Genomic DNA, 16,619 nt, shown 5'->3' with positions numbered 1-16,619 from the left:
CGCCTCGCATACTCCGGCCAGTGACGCGGCACTGAATCCCTCAGCTCCGCACCTGATGTGATAATGAGGAAACGTGATGATAACCGGAAAAATAACGCTTCACATGGTCTGTTTTTCGCTGGGGTTGAGTGCCGCTGCTGCTATGGCTGATGAGAGTGCCACGCCACCGCCCAGCCTGACGCTGGGCATTGCGGGCATTAATGCCCCACGCTACAGCGGCGCAGATAAGCAGCACTGGCAGCTGATGCCGGTTATTCAGGCGCGCGACGGAGCATTCTTTTTCGACTCGCAAAAAGGCATTGGTTATGACCTGCAGGCGAATAACGGGCTGTATCTGGAACATACGCTGGGCTATGGGCTGGGCCGCTCTGACCGTAACTCATCGTGGCGCGACGGTGATGACCGGCTCAGAGGCATGGGGAATATCGACGCAACGGTTAACACCGCGCTGGCGGTGGGCTGGTCGGTTACCCCGTGGTTTGTGGTTGAGGAGAAAGCGACGCTGCCATTAAGTGACAGTCAGGGCGTGCAGTACCGGACGTCTGTAACCCTGATCCCCTGGCAGACCCAGGACGATACGGTAGCACTGCAGGTGGCAGGTCTGTCTGGCGATGCGCGTTATATGAATACCTGGTATGGCGTGAACAGCGAGCAGAGTGCTCGTAGCGGGTTTAAACGCTATAACGCTGCGGGTGGATTTTATGGCACAGACACCAGCCTGACATGGAGTCACCAGTTCACGCCCGCATGGGCTGCCAGCGTGATCGGCGATTACACCTGGCTGGATAAGCATGCTTCAGATAGCCCCATCGTCGCCCGGCACAATGGCGCTTCGGCCACGCTGGCATTGAGCTACACCTTCTGAATGGCACCATGAAGAAAAGTGAGATGCGTAGCCATCGACGGTTGCTGGCTGCGCTGATTCTGTTCTATCTGCTGGTTTATGCTCTTCTCATCGTGGCGCTGAGTCTGTTTGATGCGCCGATAAGGGGATAGGACATGAATAATATTCACTGCAGCGCTTACAGTTATTAAGTCATTCTGTTACCGAATAAATCAGTGCTGATATAGCGGCTGGCAGGAAATAGAAATACCTTGCTAGTGAATGTAATACTGCTGATTAACAGGCGTGGTTTATAAATTTAAACTGAGCCGGTTTATCATTGGTAGGTTGTGCTGAAAAAACAGGTGATTCAGGTAATGATCGTTTTTTTATAATTCATTATCTCTTATTTATTCCGGTTTAAATCTTGTTGGTGGATGTGGAGAATCATGGTTTTTTCAGTTCATAAGCGCCCATCCTACTGTTTTGTAATGATATTTATTTTTATATTAAGGGGTGGCTTATTTTTAATGCATTGATTTTACTTTTAAAAATTTCAGTTAATTCATCATGGATGTAGGCCATTTTAATTCACAGATAACACAACGATAATATTGCCGTCCGGCCTGGATAAACCACTTTTCCCTGAGCTGTCAGTATGTGAACCTTATAGAAAGTAAACCGATGAGAAAGAAAAAAATCCCTGTACCCCATGACGCGACATTCCGACAGTTTCTGGCAAATCCGGATGTTGCCAGAGATTTTATGCAGCTGCATCTTCCTGAAGAACTGCGTAAAATCTGCGATCTCGGCACACTTAAGCTTGAATCCGGCTCCTTTGTCGAAGACGATTTGCGGCAATATTTTAGTGATGTTCTGTACAGTCTTAAAACCTCAGCCGGGGACGGCTATATACACGTTCTGATTGAACATCAATCTACACGGGACAGGCATATGGCGTTTCGTCTGATGCGTTATGCGATTGCCGCTATGCAACAGCATCTTGCAGCGGGTCATAAAAAGCTGCCTCTGGTGATACCTGTATTGTTCTACACCGGTAAGCGCTCGCCCTATCCTTATTCGACCCGCTGGTTCGACGAATTTGATGATCCGGCTGTGGCAGAACAACTCTATGGAAGTGCTTTTCCGCTGGTGGGCGTCACGGTTATTCCTGATGACGAAATCATGAAGCACCGTAGCATGGCCGCACTGACACTGATGCAGAAGCATATTCATCAACGTGATATGGCTTCGATCATTGACCGTCTGAGTACCTTACTGATGGCCGATTATCTTTCTTCACCCCAGGTATTGGCGCTGATACACTATTTAATGCAGGCAGGTGAATCAGCTGATCACGAAGCTTTCGTTCGCGAACTGGCACAGCGGGTGCCGCAACACGGAGATGCACTGATGACTATTGCACAGCAGCTTGAGCAAAAAGGTATTGAAATAGGTCGCGCTGAAGGTATTGAGCTGGGCGAACAGCGGGGAATGGAGAAAGGCCGCAGTGAAGGTAAGCGCGAAGCCACTCTGGAAATCGCTCGCGTTATGTTACAGCGCGGCCTTGAACGTAAAACCATCATGGAAATGACAGGTCTTTCCTCAGACGATCTGGCTAACATCCAGCATTAAGTCTCTGCGGATAAGACCTGATGGCAATTTTTCACTTCAGGGAAAGTAAAGCTCTCAGGTCTTATTGCCCGCAGGCTGGCGCTGCAGGTAATTCCAGGTTGCGCCCAGCATGCCGGAGTCGTTACCGTAGGTTGCGGCATCTATGCGGATATCAGGATCATATTTTGCCAGCTGCTCTCCCAGTTCCTTGAGGAAGGGTTCGCGCTCAGTAATTCCCCCGCCAATAAATACCCTCTGCGGGTCGAACACGCTGAACAGGTTATATAAGCAGGCCGCAAGATCCGCATAAAATTTATTTACCACCTGCTGCGCGGCGTCTTCATTACGATCGTATGCGTCAAAGACATCTTTACCACTGACATCGTCGGCAGGCTTTTCAATAAGCTGGCTGTAATTCTCCCGCAGCGCCGTCATGGTACAGCTCTGGCTCATGGTGTGGCGTTCTATATTGCCGCTGGTGGGACGCGACGTCAGCAGGCAACCAAACTCGCCAGCCCGGTTGCGTCCACCCCGAATCAGTGCGCCATTGCAAAAGGCCGCTCCGCCTAACCCGGTGCCTATCGTCAGCATCAGGAAATCGTTGAGCTTTTTCGCTTTTCCCAGCCACTTTTCAGCCAGCAGTGCACAGTGTGCATCGTTTTCGACGGTAGCAGGCAGGGACGTTTTTTCTGTCAGCCACTGGCTCAGATGAAACTGGTCAAAGTCACGTATGGTGCCGCCCATGGCAATATAACCAGCGTCAGTATCAATATAACCGGGTGTGCTGACGGCAATACCAGCACAACCGGGATTTTTCTCCAGCCAGGCCAGGATTTCATCAAGTATTTTATCGCGTGCGTTATGGGAAATATCAGCACTATCGCTGGTCAGAATATTTCCCTGATCGTCAATCACACCCATTTTTAAAGAGGTACCACCAATATCGAAAGCTGCAATTTTCATCAACGTTCTCTGAAGTTGTTTTCATTCAATTAATTGTAGTGCTGAAAGAAAAGGGCAGACGGCCAGGCGACGGCAATTTTGTCAGGAAAGGTACAGATTTATAAAGCTGATGCTGAAGGGCTGAAGACTGGTGGCAGACAGGAAATAACAGAATGCGCTGTATAGGCTGGATGGTGATGTGATCAGCGACGCTGCCAGTATATCCGGCAGCGCCGATTGAGTCGTCAAAATGCCGACATTACCACTTACGTAGCAGAATACTGGCATTGACGCCGCCAAAACCAAATCCGTTCGACATGGCATAGTTCAGCGCGGCAGGTCGGGCTTTAAGCGCCACCAGGTCAAGACTGCCTGCTGCTTCATCGGGATGATAAAGATTCAGTGTTGGCGGAATAAGCTGATGGCGCAGGGCCAGCAGTGTGAATATCGCCTCAACGCCACCCGCCGCACCCAGCAGATGGCCGGTGGCGGATTTGGTTGATGAGATCGCGACCGGCGAATCATCGCCAAAAACGGCGCGAATAGCGGACAGCTCACCGTGATCGCCGACCTGAGTCGAGGTTGCGTGAGCATTGATATGCTGAACGTCATCCGGGCTGATCCCCGCCTGTCGCAGAGCTAACCTCATCGCCCGCGCAGCGCCACTGCCATCCTCCGGACCCGCCGTAAGATGGTAAGCATCGGCGCTGGTGCCGTAGCCGACAATCTCCGCCAGCGGCGTCGCTCCGCGTGCCTCTGCATGGGCCAGCGACTCAATGACCAGCAGGCCGGCGCCTTCGGCCATGACAAAGCCGCTTCTGTCCCGATCAAACGGACGTGAGGCGTGGTGCGGCTCATCTTCATATCCTGCGCATAGTGCGCGCGCGGCTGCGAAACAGCCCAGCGTCACGCGATCCAGCGCCGCTTCGGTGCCGCCACAAATCGCAATGTCCGCTTCACCACTTCTGATTAATCTTGCGGCGTCACCAATAGCCTGTACGCCTGCTGCACAGGCAGTAACAGGCGCGCCGAGCGGGCCGGTGAAACCGTGTTTAATTGAGATATGACCGGCTGCCATGTTCGCCAGAAACGAGGGAGCAGTAAAAGGTGAGAGCCTGCGCGGACCACGCGCGTCGGTCGTGCGCACTGCGTCGGCAATCGCACCAAAGCCGCCAACGCCAGAAGCAATGATCGTAGCCGTGCGTTCACGCGCAGACGCATCTTCAGGATGCCAGCCTGCCTGCTTCAGCGCTTCTTCCGCTGCCAGCAGCGCAAACTCAATAAACCGCGACATCTTTTTTCGCTCTTTTGGCGCAATGAACGACTCCGGGTCATATCCGGCCAGTGGATCGTCTTCAATGCCAGGCACGCTGCCCCCTACTGAAATACCGGTTCCTGAGGTGAGCATATCGGGCAGAACGCGAATACCCGATTCACCCGCCGTTAATCGCTGCCAGACGGTTTCAACGCCACAACCCAGCGGCGAGACGATACCCGCGCCGGTGATGACGATGCGTTGAGATGAGGTTGAATGACTCATGCGGTTGCTCCCGTAGTCAGTCCGGACAGCGAATAAAATACTGCCGCAGAAAGTTGATGCGCGCCTGAAGCGCGATTAGCGAGACCCTTAGCAAAAGGGTGCGATATGCGAATGCTGGTATGAAAGTGAACAGACAGAGATAAGCTTAGCAGCATCAGGATCCTGAGCGATAATCAGACAGGCCGTTATCTTTGCCTTTGTGACTAATTAAGTCAATAGTCACTTCGTTCAGGGGGCAAGACTGCGTAATACCAGTGCGGCCAGTTGCGTGGAAGCGGCCTCAGCCTCATCGAGGCTGTACTGCAGTAGCACAGGGCTGACATAGGGTCTGATTACCCGATAGATAGCTTCTGCCGCGTCGTCAGCCGGAGTTTTACGCTCAAACTCACCCATTTCACGACCCCTGCGCAGGATCTGCTGAATCAGATTCAGAATCCGCTTTTCGTAAGCCATGGCAGAGGGCCAGCGGTCGCGCGACGCGACAGCGGCAATGTCATAGAGTTTACGTTCGTGAAAAAATAGCTCAGTACTGGTGGCGGAAAGCGTCTGAAACAGCCGCCGCAGTTGTTCTGATGCACCTGGAGCATCGGCGATCGCGGTTTCAGCACGCGCCATGATCATCGCCAGTCGGTTTGAACAAATGACTTCGCCAATCGCCTGTTTCGATTCAAAAAACTTGTAGATATAGGCTTTGGAAAAACCAATAGCCCGGGCAAGATCGGAGACGGTGGTTTTTTCGTAGCCGTAATGCGCAAAGTGCTGCATGGCAGCCTCGACAATCTGGTCACGCACATTGTGATCGGCAGGACCGCGCGTTCCACTGTCCGTTACGGATTGGGTCATTGTGATAGCCTGACAAATTGAAGGTGGGTGATAAATTCAGTGACCACTGTTATGGGTGGTCACATTTTAAGTCCTGCTGCGGCGAAAAGCTATGAATTGCCGCGTAAGAATTATTCTTGCAGGCCGCCAGGCCAGTTACTGCGTTTTATGATTAATTTACTGACGCAGTGTGTCGATGTCGATGTTCCATTGATTGAGCTTGTTGTACAGCGCCGTACGTGAAATACCCAGTAGCTTAGCGGACTGGCGCATATTTCCGCCCTGAGCGCGCAGTATCTGCAGGATACAGGCTCGCTCATTATCCTGCAGCAGACTGCTGACAGACGTATGGTTTTCAGCATCACTGCGGGTCACCATCGCGGGCGGCAAATTGGCGAGGTCGATAATGTGGCTCTGGCAAAGATTGACGATTCGCTCCACCAGATTTTCCAGCTCACGCACGTTGCCAGGCCAGTGCCAGGCCTCAAGAGCGTTCATTGCTTCAGGACTGACCTGCGGAGGCAGTTTATTCAGCCGCTGACACAGCGTGCGGATAAAGGTATTCACCAGATCGGGAATATCGCTTTGCCGTTCACGCAAGGCGGGGATGGTCAGCGAAATGACATTCAGGCGATAGAACAGGTCACGCCGGAAGGCACCCTGTTCGACTGCGCTTTGCAGATCGCAGTGGGTCGCCGCGATAATACGGACATCCACTTTTACCGGATACGCTGCCCCGATGCGCAGTACTTCACTCTCCTGAAGCACGCGTAGCAGGCTGGTCTGTGCCTCCAGCGGCATCTCGCCAATCTCGTCCAGAAACAGTGTGCCCCCGTCGGCCAGTTCAAACTTGCCTGCCGACCCACCGCGCCGTGAACCGGTAAAGGCACCATCGACGTAGCCGAACAGCTCGCTCTGTACCAGATCACGCGGCAGCGCGCCGCAGTTGACGGCGACAAAGGACTCATTTGCCCGGCTACTGGCGTTGTGGATCGCCTGAGCAAACAGTTCTTTGCCGGTTCCGCTTTCACCGGTCAGCAGAACGGTGCTGTCACTGCGACTGCTGGCGCGGGCATCCTGAAGTGCCTGCTGAAGCGTGGGGGCCTGACCGCGTATCATATCAAAGGTATAACTGGCGCTGACGCCGAGAACCCGTCGCGTAATGGCGCGAATGCGCTGGTTTTCCCGAAGCGAGAGGATACGCCCGCCGTCCGGGGCCGGCATCAGCGAGACCAGACAGGAGACGCTGTGTCTGCCGTCAGGGCGGAAGATCATCTCACGGTCATTGCAGCAGGGCAGGGTAAGCAGCGAACCAGACTGAGGTTGCAGCAGCTGGTCAATCGAAGCGTTACCGGCATCAAGACCGGCAAAGATCTGACGCGCATAGCGATTCAGCGTTTTGATGCGTCCCTCGCGGTCGCAGACCACCACGCCTTCATTCAGGTTTTCCAGTATCGACTGCTGCTCGGCCAGCAGGCGGCGCAGCGTCAGCTGCTGGCCGATCGCTTCTGCGGCGGCCTGTACCGTTCCCAGCGTATGGGCATTGAAGTTATCAGGAGTGGCGGTCAGCGTCAGCACGCCAGTCATCTGACCGCTGGCATCCCGGATGGGCGCTGCGGCACACTGCCGGTTACGTTTACGCAGTGCGATTTTCCAGTTTTCCCCACTCAGCACGTATACCAGCCGCTGCTCGCGCAGGCAGCGCGCGGTGCAGTTCGTGCCCAGAATTTCCTCACGCAGAACGCTGCCAACCGGCGTCAGGTCGCTGCCGCAGAAGCTCAGCACAACGCCCTGAGCATCGGTCAGATTAATGTGTCCATCGGGATTATAGGCCAGCAGATTCTCCATCACGCTATGAGCCACGGCGATCAGCTCGCTGTGATGACTCAGGATAGCGGCCAGCTCTGACGGGGCGACCGGGGTGTAGCAGAAGTGCGTCGGATCGATGTGATGCTCGCGCGAGCGTGCCCAGGATTGCAGAATACTGCGGCGGATCCAGTGTGGCTTTTCACCCTGGATAAACGCCTGCCAGCCGCGCACCAGCTGTGTTTCCCACTGTGCCGCGTCACTGCCGTCCGGCAGGCTGAATATGGCGTCGCTCTCTTCTTTATTTGGCAATAAATCATGCAGCGATTGCATTCCACTCTCCCGACGTCGATGAAATGTCCATTTTAATGACATGTTAAGTTGACATGTACATTTTACTTTCAGTTATGAAGAGGCTTCTGCGAGCGCGTTCACAGAAACACCTGCTTAAAAACTGGCATCCGCTTTGCAACGCTGTTGATAACGCTCACCGGTTAAAAATAACCTGAAAGTTAAGCGGTTATGCGTGAACAAAATCTGAAGTTACTGCTGTTTATCTGACTTACGGCCTGACAGAACGGCACCACCTCCGGCTTTGATATCCCGATGTTGTCCGGCGTCACTAAGTCCTGAGCTGAGCATCCGGCACTGACGGGCCGGCAAAATGGATGGCGCGTTTTGCCGAAATATGCTGAGCCCATGATGCGTTCAGAATCCGGTCGTTTTGCTGCTGAAGTGCAGGCGAACTCCGAACCCTACCCAGCTCTGACGGGCTGACAATAAATGACAGGAGCAGTTATGAGTCTTAAAACGGTACGAGTGGGATTGATTGGCGCTGGCCGCATGGGCAGTTTTCATGCAGAAAACCTGGCGCTACGGGTGCCCGGCGCCCGGCTGACAGCCGTTGCCGATCTGCAGCCTGGCGCAGCGCAGCAACTGGCGGATCGGCTGGGAGTGGAGAAAGCCTATACCGATATCCAGGCGTTGCTTAATGACAGTGAAATAGATGCGGTTGCTATTGCTACACCCGCCCGCACGCATGCTGAACTGGTGATCGCCGCCGCGCAGGCGGGCAAACATATTTTCTGCGAAAAACCGATGGCGGTGACGCTGCAGGAAGCCGATCGGGCTATCGCTGCCGCTGAGGATGCAGGCGTCGTGTTACAGGTCGGGTTCAATCGTCGGTTCAGTACGGGCTTCGCCGCAGCCATTGAAGCGATCAGGGCGGGCAACAATGGCACCACCCAGTTAAGCCGCTCTGTGACCCGCGATCCAGGCCTGCGCGATCCGGCCCCGATCCCGCAATGGACCATCTTTCTTGAAACCCTGATCCATGATTTTGACACTCTGCTGCACTTTAATCCGGGGGCGCGACCTGTCGAAGTCTATGCGCTGGCTGATGCACTTGTACGGCCTGATTTTAAAGATAAAGGGTTACTTGATACCTCGGTGGTGACAATTCGCTTTGATAACGGAGCGATAGCCACGGCGGAAGCCAGCTTCCAGGCCGTTTACGGCTATGACGTTCGCGGCGAAGTGTTTGGCAGTAAAGGCATGCTGCAGACAGGCAATATCAATCAGGATAACTGTGTACGCTATCACGCCGACGGTATTGCAATCGCCACCTCCCGGCTGGATACCGATCTACTGCGTGAGGCATATGTTGCTGAAATAACAGAGTTTGCGCGCGCAATTCTGCACGGTGATAAACCGCGTGCGACCGGCACCGATGCGCGCAACGCGCTGGAAATTGCGCTGGCCTGCATTGAATCAGTCAGACAACGTAAACCCATTCTGCTGGGAGCACGCTAATGGCCGGTTATCAGCTGTCAGTCTGTGCCGAGATGGTGTTTCTCGATCTGCCCATTATCGCGCGTGTGGAAAAGATCCATGCGCTGGGATTTGGGGTGGAGATCTGGAACTGGGCTAATAAAGATATCGACGCGCTGGTGGCAACAGGCGCACGTTTTACCTCCATGACAGGCTACCTCAGCGGGAACCTGACCGATGATAATGAGATTGCGCAGCTACTGCAAAGCGCAGAAACCTCACTGGCGGTTGCAGAACGTCTGAACTGCCCGCGACTAAATCTGCATGGCACCGGACTGGATGCCAGCGGCCAGGCGGTTCGTCCGATTGAGTTGGTGACCGGCGAGATGTGGCTTAAAGCGGCCGATACCCTGCGCCGTGTGGCTGCACTGGGCGAACAAGCTGGTCGGGTTTTTACCCTCGAAAACCTCAATCTGGCGGTGGATCATCCGGGTACGCCATTTGCGCGAGCTGCCGATACGCTGGCTCTGGTCGAAGCGGTCAGCAGCCCGGCTCTGAAGATGAACCTTGACCTCTATCATGCGCAGATTGGAGAGGGAAATCTGATCGCACTTATCTGCCGCTGTGGTGACGCCATCGGGGAGATTCAGGTAGCCGATGTGCCGGGCCGGATGCAGCCGGGCACCGGAGAAATTAACTATCGTGCCATCGCCCGTACGCTGAATCACATGGGCTACAGCGGCGTTATTGCGCTGGAGGGCTGGGCCGCAGGTGACAGCGAAACCGCGCTGGCGCAGTTCCGCGATCATTTTACGTTATAAGCGATTCCACCGGGTATTTGCCTGTTGCCCGGTGGTTTACTCAATAAAAATTTCCCTACAGGAATACACGATGAAAACCAGAATGTTGTTAGCACTGCTGCTCAGCCTGCTGATTAGCGTTACTGCCTGGGCGAAAACACCAAAAATCGGGGTTGCACTGGCGAATTTCGACCTTAACTTCGTCTCAATTCTGCGAACACAGATGGTGGGTGAGATAAAGGCGCTGAATATGGAGGGGCAGTTTGTCGATGCCAAAGGTGATGTTGCGCTTCAGGTTCAGCAGGTTGAGGATTTTATCAATCAGGGCGTGGATGCAATTATTCTTAATCCGGTCGATACGCAGGGCGTACTGCCGATGGTGAAAGCGGCAGAAGCCGCAGGCATTCCGCTGGTGTTTGTTAACCGCAAGCCGGAAGTGAAACTGCCGGTCAATATGGCCTATGTCGGTTCGGACTCTGCTCTGGGAGGTGAGATGCAGATGGAGGCGCTGGCAAAACAGATGAACTACCGTGGCAATGTCGCTATTTTAATGGGTGCATTATCGAACGAAGAAGCGCGTGAACGGACACGCGCTGTTGAAGCCGTGATCGCTAAATATAAGCAGATGGCGGTGATTGAAAAACAGACCGCACGCTGGCAGCGCAATGAAGCGGTAGACGTGGTGTCGGGATGGCTGCTTAATCAGCGACCCATTGATGCGATTGCTGCAAATAATGATGAAATGGCCATCGGCGCGATCATGGCTCTGAGTCAGGCGAAAAACAGTCACATTCTGGTCGCCGGAATTGATGGTACGCCCGACGGTCAGCAGTTTGTTAAAAATGGAAAGATGACGCTGACAATTTTCCAGGATGCTAAGGGGCAGGCGACAGGAGCGGTTAAGATCGTTAAGGCGTTGCTGGATAAACAGAAAGTCGACCCGTTGAACTGGATCCCCTATAAGACCATCACGCAGGCTAATTACCCGGCGTTTGCCGCAGAGAATCAGCCCTGAAAGCCGGAATTAATCACGAGAACGATGCGGCAGGCTGCAGATCTTCATGCCTGTCGCATTTTAATGCCAGTTAAACGTCACCTCTATGCGTTGATTGATTCAGGACTCATTCGTGCTTCTTGAGATCAGCTGAATTATACTGTCGGAAATGAGCGCAAATTCAGTGATTTCTTAATGATTTACATTATCGATGACCAGATTACCTACAATTCAGATGATTGTACGCTGAGCCATATTCCTACTCAGGACACGCTGAGTCTGAGTATTTCATCGGGCCGGCTGTTTGAGCAGTTACTGAATTCCCAGGGAGAAATACTGGCGCGCGAAACCCTGCTGACCGAAGTCTGGGATAAATATGGGCTGCGCGGATCAAACAGTAATCTGAACCAGTATCTGAGTATTCTGCGCAGAGCGCTTGCGGCTTATGGTTGTGAAAATCTGATTATCACCATTCCGAAAATCGGCATCCGACTAAATACTGACATCAAAATTGAACATAAACACTCCCCGGCTGTGGTTGTGGGGAAGCTTCAGGCTGATGAAATGCATGAGGAAAATGTTGATTCCAGCCAGGATAGCTACTCACTATCATCCGATCCAGTTATCGCAAACAAGCCTGTTAAAAAATCTTTTTTCAACTTAAGACAGGTCATAGTCGTCCTTATCATGCTGATGTTGCTGGGAGGTGCTTTCAGGTACATCACTTCAGGGGATCCCGCTGCAAAGAATTCTGCTATGAGTACCATCAAACTGGAAGGTGGTTGCGAGGCGGTCATTATTCAGGGGCTGGATGTTTTTGAGCAAAAGTCACTGGATAAGCAGATTCTGGAAATCCTTAAAGAGAATAATCAATCCTGTGTATCAGGACGACGCATCTATTTCGATAAAAACACGGCATTCACAACTAAAGATTATGGCAGGACCATTCTTTCCGCCTGTAACCTAAACAGCAGTGGCCATATCGTTTCCTGCGATAACTTCTATTATCTTAACTGGAGACCGCTTTGAAACGGAACGCTACCCTCACGCTGACGATAACCCTGGCTGTGATGCTGCTGCTGGTCTTCGCGGGAATTAATTACGTAAAGCCCCGGCCTGACGATCTGCCTTTCCGCTGCTCAGCATTCAGCCGCTACGATCTTAGCCGTCATGATGATCAAAAGATTGAGTTTGTTGTTTCTCAGGATTTACGTTTTATTGATTCTAAGCTCGGCTATCTGTTAATGAATGGGCAGGTTACTTTTGGTGATAAGGTGACCATCCTTAATCGACGTATTGCATTGAGTGCCGGTAATAAAATCGATAGCGACACTTATCGCTACAAATTAAGAACGACCATTACTTCCACTAACGACACTACACCGGATGCTGTGTTTAATCTTCTCCTGGCAGAGATCACACTCGATCCTGGTTATCTGCAACTGGATATCACGCAAATTGATAAAAAAACTTATCTGGTCGGCGGGCCGCTCTCCTATCTTTTCACCTGCCAGCGTTACTAAACGCAGTAACTGATTACTAAACGCAGTAACTGATTACTGAAACGCAAACCGGAAGAGTTAACTCCCTTCCGGTTTTTTTATCTGTACACGACTGATTACCAGGTACGGAAACTCTTTAGCGTATCTGAGAACAACTGAAGATCTGCTGCGGTAATAGGACTCGCCTTCGACAGAGAGAAAATCAATATGTCTTCCATATTAAGCGTGAATAAAGCTTGTTTCTGATAAAGACGAAGATTATCTGGTCGCAGGAAATCATAACTGATCATGATTCCCGTAGTCAGGTTGTCCCCCAAAACTACTGGCTGATGGGCTTCCTGTTGCCAGTCTTTCATCTGCTTTTGCAGGATAGCGAGCTGGCTAAGGATATACTCTTCCGGGTTGTTATGGTCGCCTAACTTATCACGGGAAATAGTGATTGGTGGCAGAACAGATCGGGTATCAGCCAGCGTATTCAGTGTTCGTTCGCAGTAGCCTTCCGGCAAGGTAATTGTGCCTTCAGTGAAGCGGCAAATAGTCTTATCCATGGGTAATCTCCGTTTTATTATGGGTTGTTGTCTGGCCAAATAACTGCTCTGCCGTGACTTCGCTGAGCTTACCGTTATTTAACAGGACGATTTTATCGGCACTGCGGATAGTTTCCGGACGGTGTGCAATGATGATTCTGGTGATCTTCATCTGCTTAATTGCGTTGTTGATCTAGGCTTCGTTATAGATATCCAGATGACTGGTGGCCTCATCCAGTACCAGGATTTTAGGTTCGCGATAGAGTGCGCGCGCCAGCAGGATACGTTGTAGCTGGCCACCTGATAAAAACGAGCCCATATCACCTACAAGGCTTTGATAATTCATCGGCATTTTCATGATATCGCCATGAATCTGAGCCAGACGGGCCACGCGGGTAATTTTTGCGTGATCGGGTTCGTTATCAAAGAAGCTGATGTTCTCGCTGATTGAGCCTGAAAAGAGAATGTCATCCTGCATTACGCAGCCGATGCGATTACGGTGATGTTCAAGTCCGGTCTGAGTGATGTCCATGCCACCCACGGTGATGGTGCCTTCTTCCGGGTGTAGCAGGCCAAGAGTAAGTTTGGCCATCGTAGTTTTACCCTGGCCGGATGGCCCCACGATGGCAAGGCTTTCACCCGCTTTAATCTCCAGATTTGCACCATCGACAACCCAGGGTTCAGTCGGCGCATAACGAAAACGGAGATTGATAAGCTTGATATCCTGCGGTACGTCTGTCTCCTTGTCGGTTTCCTTACTAACCAGACCTGGATTGCCCTCAGAACTGACTTCTGTTTCAGACAGAACAATATCGGCAAGGCGTTCACCATGCATTCTCAGCATACGGAAATCGATGATGGCATTGATCAAACCTGAACCGCGACTCATGAATTGATCTGAAAAGCTGATAAAGGCGGTCAGCATACCGGCAGAGAAGTTGCCATCCAAAACTTGCAGGGCAGCAAGCCAGACCAGAACCACACGGCCCACTGAGGTTAGCAGTCCCTGAGCCGAACCGAACAGGATGTTGAGCTTCTGAATCACGATGCCTTTATTGGTGGTATCCACCAGAAAGTTCATGTAAGCCGAGAGTCGGGGTACCTGTTTATTATTGGTTTTAACCGCCTGGATCCCACGTAGCGTTTCAAGCAGAGACGACTGGGTACGGGCCGAGCTGATGATTTGTTCTTCATTGGCGCGGCGAACCGGATCGTAGGCCATAAAACGCAGCAGTGCATAGGCGAGAAAAAGTCCAATGACCAGCCACGCCAGTTGCGCGTTATAGATGAAAAGCATCACTACCGTAACGATTGACATGACACCGTCCAGTACGGTGCTGATAAAACGGGAAGTCAGCGTACTCTGAATTGTATTAAGCGAACCGTAACGAGAAAGAATGTCTCCAACGTGGCGTGATTCGAACCATTCCAGCGGCAGCTTTAACATATGGTGACAAACGTTTATGGTCCACTGCACACTAAGCTGGCTAGAGAACCAGCTCATTACCCATGAACGCAACGCTGTAACGATAGTCTGAAACAGCGCGATCATGATAAAGCCCACACCGAGCAGCGACAGTAACGAATAGTCAGCAGAAACCAGCACCATATCCATCACCCACTGCATAAAGAAGGGACCGAGGACACCGAATAGCTCCAGTGCGATTGAGAGGATGAGCACCTGAGCAAAGGCAGACTTTACCCCGGTCACGCTGCCCACCAGCTTCATCATTGAGATGCTTTCTTTCTCTTCTTTTACTTCAAAGGTGGAAGAGGGAACCAGCTCCAGCGCGACACCGGTAAAGGCGGTCGATGCTTCTTTAAAGGTCAGTTCGCGGATCCCACGCGCGGGATCGTGAATGGTGATTTTATTGCCGCGTACTTTCTTCAATACCACAAAGTGGTTCAGTTCCCAGTGAAGAATGCAGGGCATGCGCAGTTTAGACAGCTCTTCCATTTCCACTCGCAGTGCGCGGGAAGTCATATTGAGCTGTTGTGCCATAGCGATGACATCAGCCAGTGTGGCGCCTTTGAGCGATGTAGCGAACTGACGACGTAACGTGATCATGTCGATCTGATGGCCGTGATAATTAGCTATCATGCCAAGACAAGCCAGACCACACTCCGCTGCCTGTGACTGACGAATCATCGGTAAGCGGTTAAACCATTTGAAATTGAGTTTCTCTAATAACAACACAGAACAGACCTTATAAATCAGAGAGAAATTTTGTGTCCCAGCGCGAAAATCGGCTCCAGTACCCATTCATAGAGACGACGTTTGTCGACAATAAAGTCGGCATCCAGCGCCATACCTGGCTTCAGTTTTTCATTCTGCGAATAAGCAGAAATAGTTTGTTTATCCAGAGAGACCAGAACCCGGTACTGCTGTTCCTGAACATTGTTTTTACCGGTTAAGGTGGTGACTTCCTGAGGCGAGAGGGCGGTTCGAGAGACCTCGATCACCTTGCCATATTGTTGGCCAAACTTCTGATAAGGAAAGGCTTTATAGCGCAGCACGACACGCTGACCTGGCTGGATAAAGCCAATGGATTGCGTATTGACCATGATGCGGGCAACAAGGTTGGTATTGTTAGGCAGAATCGCGATGGCCGACTGACCGGCGTTCAGCATCTGACCATTTTTGACCATGATCATGCCGACATAACCACTCTTCGGCGCACGAAGCTCAATGGATCGGCGCGCTTCATTCTCTGCCATTGACTGACGGTTATCTGCCAGTTGCCGTTCGATGTCGTTGCGTTTTTTCTCATCATCCAGCGGCTTTTCATGCAGTTGCTGCTCCGCCTGAACAATTTTTTGCGACGTGTCCAGCAGCTGACGCTGGTACTCCTGGTAACGTGCCTGGCTGTCGAGCAGATTGGATTCCTGTTCTTCCAGCTGACGGTTTGAGGCGTACCCCTCCAGGTGCATAGCGTTGAGTTTATCCAGTTGCAATTTCGCTAACGCCACCTGTTTGCGGCGGTGTGACAGCTGAAGTCTCAGCTGTTCCTGCTGGAGTTTCAGACTGGCGATGGTGTCGGATAACCCTTTCATTTCGACGTCATGCAATTTGGCAAGCGTCTGAAGATCCTGCTGAAGTCGTTCCCGCTGAGCCACCAGATTTTCGGCGATAACCTGACGTGTCTGTCCCATCTGTGTTGAGACTTCGGATGACAACACCATAAGAACATCATCTTTTTTGACCAGTTGTCCCTCTTTAACCGGAATATCCACCACGGTTGCGCTTACAGGAGGAGGAACGACTAACATGCCATTCTCAGGCAGCAGTTCTCCGGTAGAAGATTCATATTTCGTATAGCTGCCGAAAATGAAAAACAGGGTTGTAACGGCAGTAATAAAAATCACCACAGAAATAACAAGCCAGCGATAGGGCGGACAATAAAGTGCTACGATGCCCAGGTTACCCCGATTAGCGGCATCAAGCGCCTCCTGACGAAAGAGTGATTGTTCCATTTATA

General features: G+C 51.9%; 16 protein-coding genes. 8 read left to right on the top strand and 8 right to left on the bottom strand.

Annotation, left to right across the window (positions count from 1 at the left end; all coding sequences use genetic code 11):
* The first annotated feature begins 76 nt into the window (after nucleotides 1–76).
* From IBT54_RS16775 to IBT54_RS16770, 3 genes are all read left to right on the top strand, one after another.
* Nucleotides 77–865, top strand: a complete 789-nt coding sequence (locus IBT54_RS16775) for a MipA/OmpV family protein (protein ID WP_201252503.1) — start codon at nucleotides 77–79, stop codon at nucleotides 863–865.
* An 8-nt stretch (nucleotides 866–873) separates the two neighbouring features.
* Nucleotides 874–996 carry a hypothetical protein gene (locus IBT54_RS25380; RefSeq protein ID WP_013356603.1) on the top strand — a complete coding sequence of 41 codons (123 nt, stop codon included), beginning with the start codon at nucleotides 874–876 and terminating at the stop codon, nucleotides 994–996.
* A 511-nt stretch (nucleotides 997–1,507) separates the two neighbouring features.
* Nucleotides 1,508–2,458 carry an Rpn family recombination-promoting nuclease/putative transposase gene (locus tag IBT54_RS16770; protein ID WP_201252502.1) on the top strand — a complete coding sequence of 317 codons (951 nt, stop codon included), beginning with the start codon at nucleotides 1,508–1,510 and terminating at the stop codon, nucleotides 2,456–2,458.
* Between the two features lie 54 nt (nucleotides 2,459–2,512).
* Here IBT54_RS16770 and IBT54_RS16765 read toward each other — a convergent pair whose 3' ends face one another.
* From IBT54_RS16765 to IBT54_RS16750, 4 genes are all read right to left on the bottom strand, one after another.
* Complete coding sequence (locus tag IBT54_RS16765) at nucleotides 2,513–3,400, bottom strand: ROK family protein (protein ID WP_095708287.1); 888 nt, start codon at nucleotides 3,398–3,400, stop codon at nucleotides 2,513–2,515.
* Between the two features lie 238 nt (nucleotides 3,401–3,638).
* Nucleotides 3,639–4,919 (bottom strand): beta-ketoacyl-ACP synthase II, encoded by a 1,281-nt coding sequence (fabF, locus tag IBT54_RS16760; protein WP_095708286.1) that lies wholly within the window; start codon nucleotides 4,917–4,919, stop codon nucleotides 3,639–3,641.
* Nucleotides 4,920–5,147: 228 nt separating this feature from the next.
* A complete protein-coding gene (locus tag IBT54_RS16755) occupies nucleotides 5,148–5,762 on the bottom strand; it encodes a TetR/AcrR family transcriptional regulator (protein WP_095708285.1) in 615 nt (204 codons plus the stop codon).
* 156 nt (nucleotides 5,763–5,918) lie between these two features.
* A complete protein-coding gene (locus tag IBT54_RS16750) occupies nucleotides 5,919–7,880 on the bottom strand; it encodes a sigma-54-dependent Fis family transcriptional regulator (protein ID WP_201252501.1) in 1,962 nt (653 codons plus the stop codon).
* A gap of 465 nt (nucleotides 7,881–8,345) precedes the next feature.
* Between IBT54_RS16750 and IBT54_RS16745 the strand changes: the two genes are divergently transcribed.
* From IBT54_RS16745 to IBT54_RS16725, 5 genes are all read left to right on the top strand, one after another.
* Nucleotides 8,346–9,359: a Gfo/Idh/MocA family oxidoreductase gene (locus IBT54_RS16745; RefSeq protein ID WP_095708283.1), complete on the top strand. Its 1,014-nt coding sequence runs from the start codon at nucleotides 8,346–8,348 to the stop codon at nucleotides 9,357–9,359.
* A complete protein-coding gene (locus tag IBT54_RS16740) occupies nucleotides 9,359–10,138 on the top strand; it encodes a TIM barrel protein (RefSeq protein WP_147789903.1) in 780 nt (259 codons plus the stop codon). Before IBT54_RS16745 ends, IBT54_RS16740 begins: the two co-directional genes overlap by 1 nt.
* 70 nt (nucleotides 10,139–10,208) lie before the next feature.
* On the top strand, nucleotides 10,209–11,132 hold the full coding sequence (locus IBT54_RS16735; RefSeq protein ID WP_013356593.1) for a substrate-binding domain-containing protein: 924 nt from the start codon (nucleotides 10,209–10,211) through the stop codon (nucleotides 11,130–11,132).
* Between the two features lie 174 nt (nucleotides 11,133–11,306).
* Nucleotides 11,307–12,140 (top strand): winged helix-turn-helix domain-containing protein, encoded by an 834-nt coding sequence (locus IBT54_RS16730; RefSeq protein ID WP_201252500.1) that lies wholly within the window; start codon nucleotides 11,307–11,309, stop codon nucleotides 12,138–12,140.
* Nucleotides 12,141–12,181: 41 nt separating this feature from the next.
* The gene (locus IBT54_RS16725) at nucleotides 12,182–12,634 is read left to right on the top strand and encodes a FidL-like protein (RefSeq protein ID WP_234366600.1); all 453 of its coding nucleotides are present in this window, start codon (nucleotides 12,182–12,184) and stop codon (nucleotides 12,632–12,634) included.
* A 95-nt stretch (nucleotides 12,635–12,729) separates the two neighbouring features.
* On the opposite strand, the gene IBT54_RS16720 is transcribed toward IBT54_RS16725, so the two are convergent.
* Genes IBT54_RS16720 through IBT54_RS16710 form a run of 4 tightly spaced genes read right to left on the bottom strand, consistent with a single transcriptional unit; the run spans nucleotide 12,730 to nucleotide 16,614 of the window.
* Complete coding sequence (locus tag IBT54_RS16720) at nucleotides 12,730–13,161, bottom strand: DcrB-related protein (protein ID WP_013356589.1); 432 nt, start codon at nucleotides 13,159–13,161, stop codon at nucleotides 12,730–12,732.
* The gene (locus tag IBT54_RS25490; RefSeq protein ID WP_370585117.1) at nucleotides 13,154–13,312 is read right to left on the bottom strand and encodes a hypothetical protein; all 159 of its coding nucleotides are present in this window, start codon (nucleotides 13,310–13,312) and stop codon (nucleotides 13,154–13,156) included. The genes IBT54_RS16720 and IBT54_RS25490 overlap by 8 nt, the downstream gene beginning before the upstream one ends.
* A gap of 21 nt (nucleotides 13,313–13,333) precedes the next feature.
* Nucleotides 13,334–15,337 carry a peptidase domain-containing ABC transporter gene (locus IBT54_RS16715; RefSeq protein WP_370585116.1) on the bottom strand — a complete coding sequence of 668 codons (2,004 nt, stop codon included), beginning with the start codon at nucleotides 15,335–15,337 and terminating at the stop codon, nucleotides 13,334–13,336.
* Between the two features lie 17 nt (nucleotides 15,338–15,354).
* Nucleotides 15,355–16,614 carry an HlyD family secretion protein gene (locus IBT54_RS16710; protein ID WP_013356587.1) on the bottom strand — a complete coding sequence of 420 codons (1,260 nt, stop codon included), beginning with the start codon at nucleotides 16,612–16,614 and terminating at the stop codon, nucleotides 15,355–15,357.
* Nucleotides 16,615–16,619 lie beyond the last annotated feature (5 nt).

It is taken from the genome of Pantoea sp. S62, from assembly GCF_016658625.1.
Lineage (GTDB): Bacteria > Pseudomonadota > Gammaproteobacteria > Enterobacterales > Enterobacteriaceae > Pantoea > Pantoea vagans.
The sequence above is the reverse complement of the archived record's forward strand: the minus strand, read 5'-3'. Positions and strand labels throughout refer to the sequence as shown.

Bases quoted from the DNA above. Each gene is read 5' to 3' on its own strand.
- IBT54_RS16770 (WP_201252502.1), top strand. From the start codon at position 1,508: ATGAGAAAGAAAAAAATCCCTGTACCCCATGACGCGACATTCCGACAG.
- IBT54_RS16740 (WP_147789903.1), top strand. From the start codon at position 9,359: ATGGCCGGTTATCAGCTGTCAGTCTGTGCCGAGATGGTGTTTCTCGAT.
- IBT54_RS16725 (WP_234366600.1), top strand. From the start codon at position 12,182: ATGCTGCTGCTGGTCTTCGCGGGAATTAATTACGTAAAGCCCCGGCCT.
- fabF (WP_095708286.1), bottom strand. From the start codon at position 4,919: ATGAGTCATTCAACCTCATCTCAACGCATCGTCATCACCGGCGCGGGT.
- IBT54_RS16775 (WP_201252503.1), top strand. From the start codon at position 77: ATGATAACCGGAAAAATAACGCTTCACATGGTCTGTTTTTCGCTGGGG.
- IBT54_RS16730 (WP_201252500.1), top strand. From the start codon at position 11,307: ATGATTTACATTATCGATGACCAGATTACCTACAATTCAGATGATTGT.
- IBT54_RS16720 (WP_013356589.1), bottom strand. From the start codon at position 13,161: ATGGATAAGACTATTTGCCGCTTCACTGAAGGCACAATTACCTTGCCG.
- IBT54_RS25490 (WP_370585117.1), bottom strand. From the start codon at position 13,312: ATGAAGATCACCAGAATCATCATTGCACACCGTCCGGAAACTATCCGC.
- IBT54_RS16710 (WP_013356587.1), bottom strand. From the start codon at position 16,614: ATGGAACAATCACTCTTTCGTCAGGAGGCGCTTGATGCCGCTAATCGG.
- IBT54_RS16765 (WP_095708287.1), bottom strand. From the start codon at position 3,400: ATGAAAATTGCAGCTTTCGATATTGGTGGTACCTCTTTAAAAATGGGT.
- IBT54_RS25380 (WP_013356603.1), top strand. From the start codon at position 874: ATGAAGAAAAGTGAGATGCGTAGCCATCGACGGTTGCTGGCTGCGCTG.
- IBT54_RS16750 (WP_201252501.1), bottom strand. From the start codon at position 7,880: ATGCAATCGCTGCATGATTTATTGCCAAATAAAGAAGAGAGCGACGCC.
- IBT54_RS16745 (WP_095708283.1), top strand. From the start codon at position 8,346: ATGAGTCTTAAAACGGTACGAGTGGGATTGATTGGCGCTGGCCGCATG.
- IBT54_RS16735 (WP_013356593.1), top strand. From the start codon at position 10,209: ATGAAAACCAGAATGTTGTTAGCACTGCTGCTCAGCCTGCTGATTAGC.
- IBT54_RS16755 (WP_095708285.1), bottom strand. From the start codon at position 5,762: ATGACCCAATCCGTAACGGACAGTGGAACGCGCGGTCCTGCCGATCAC.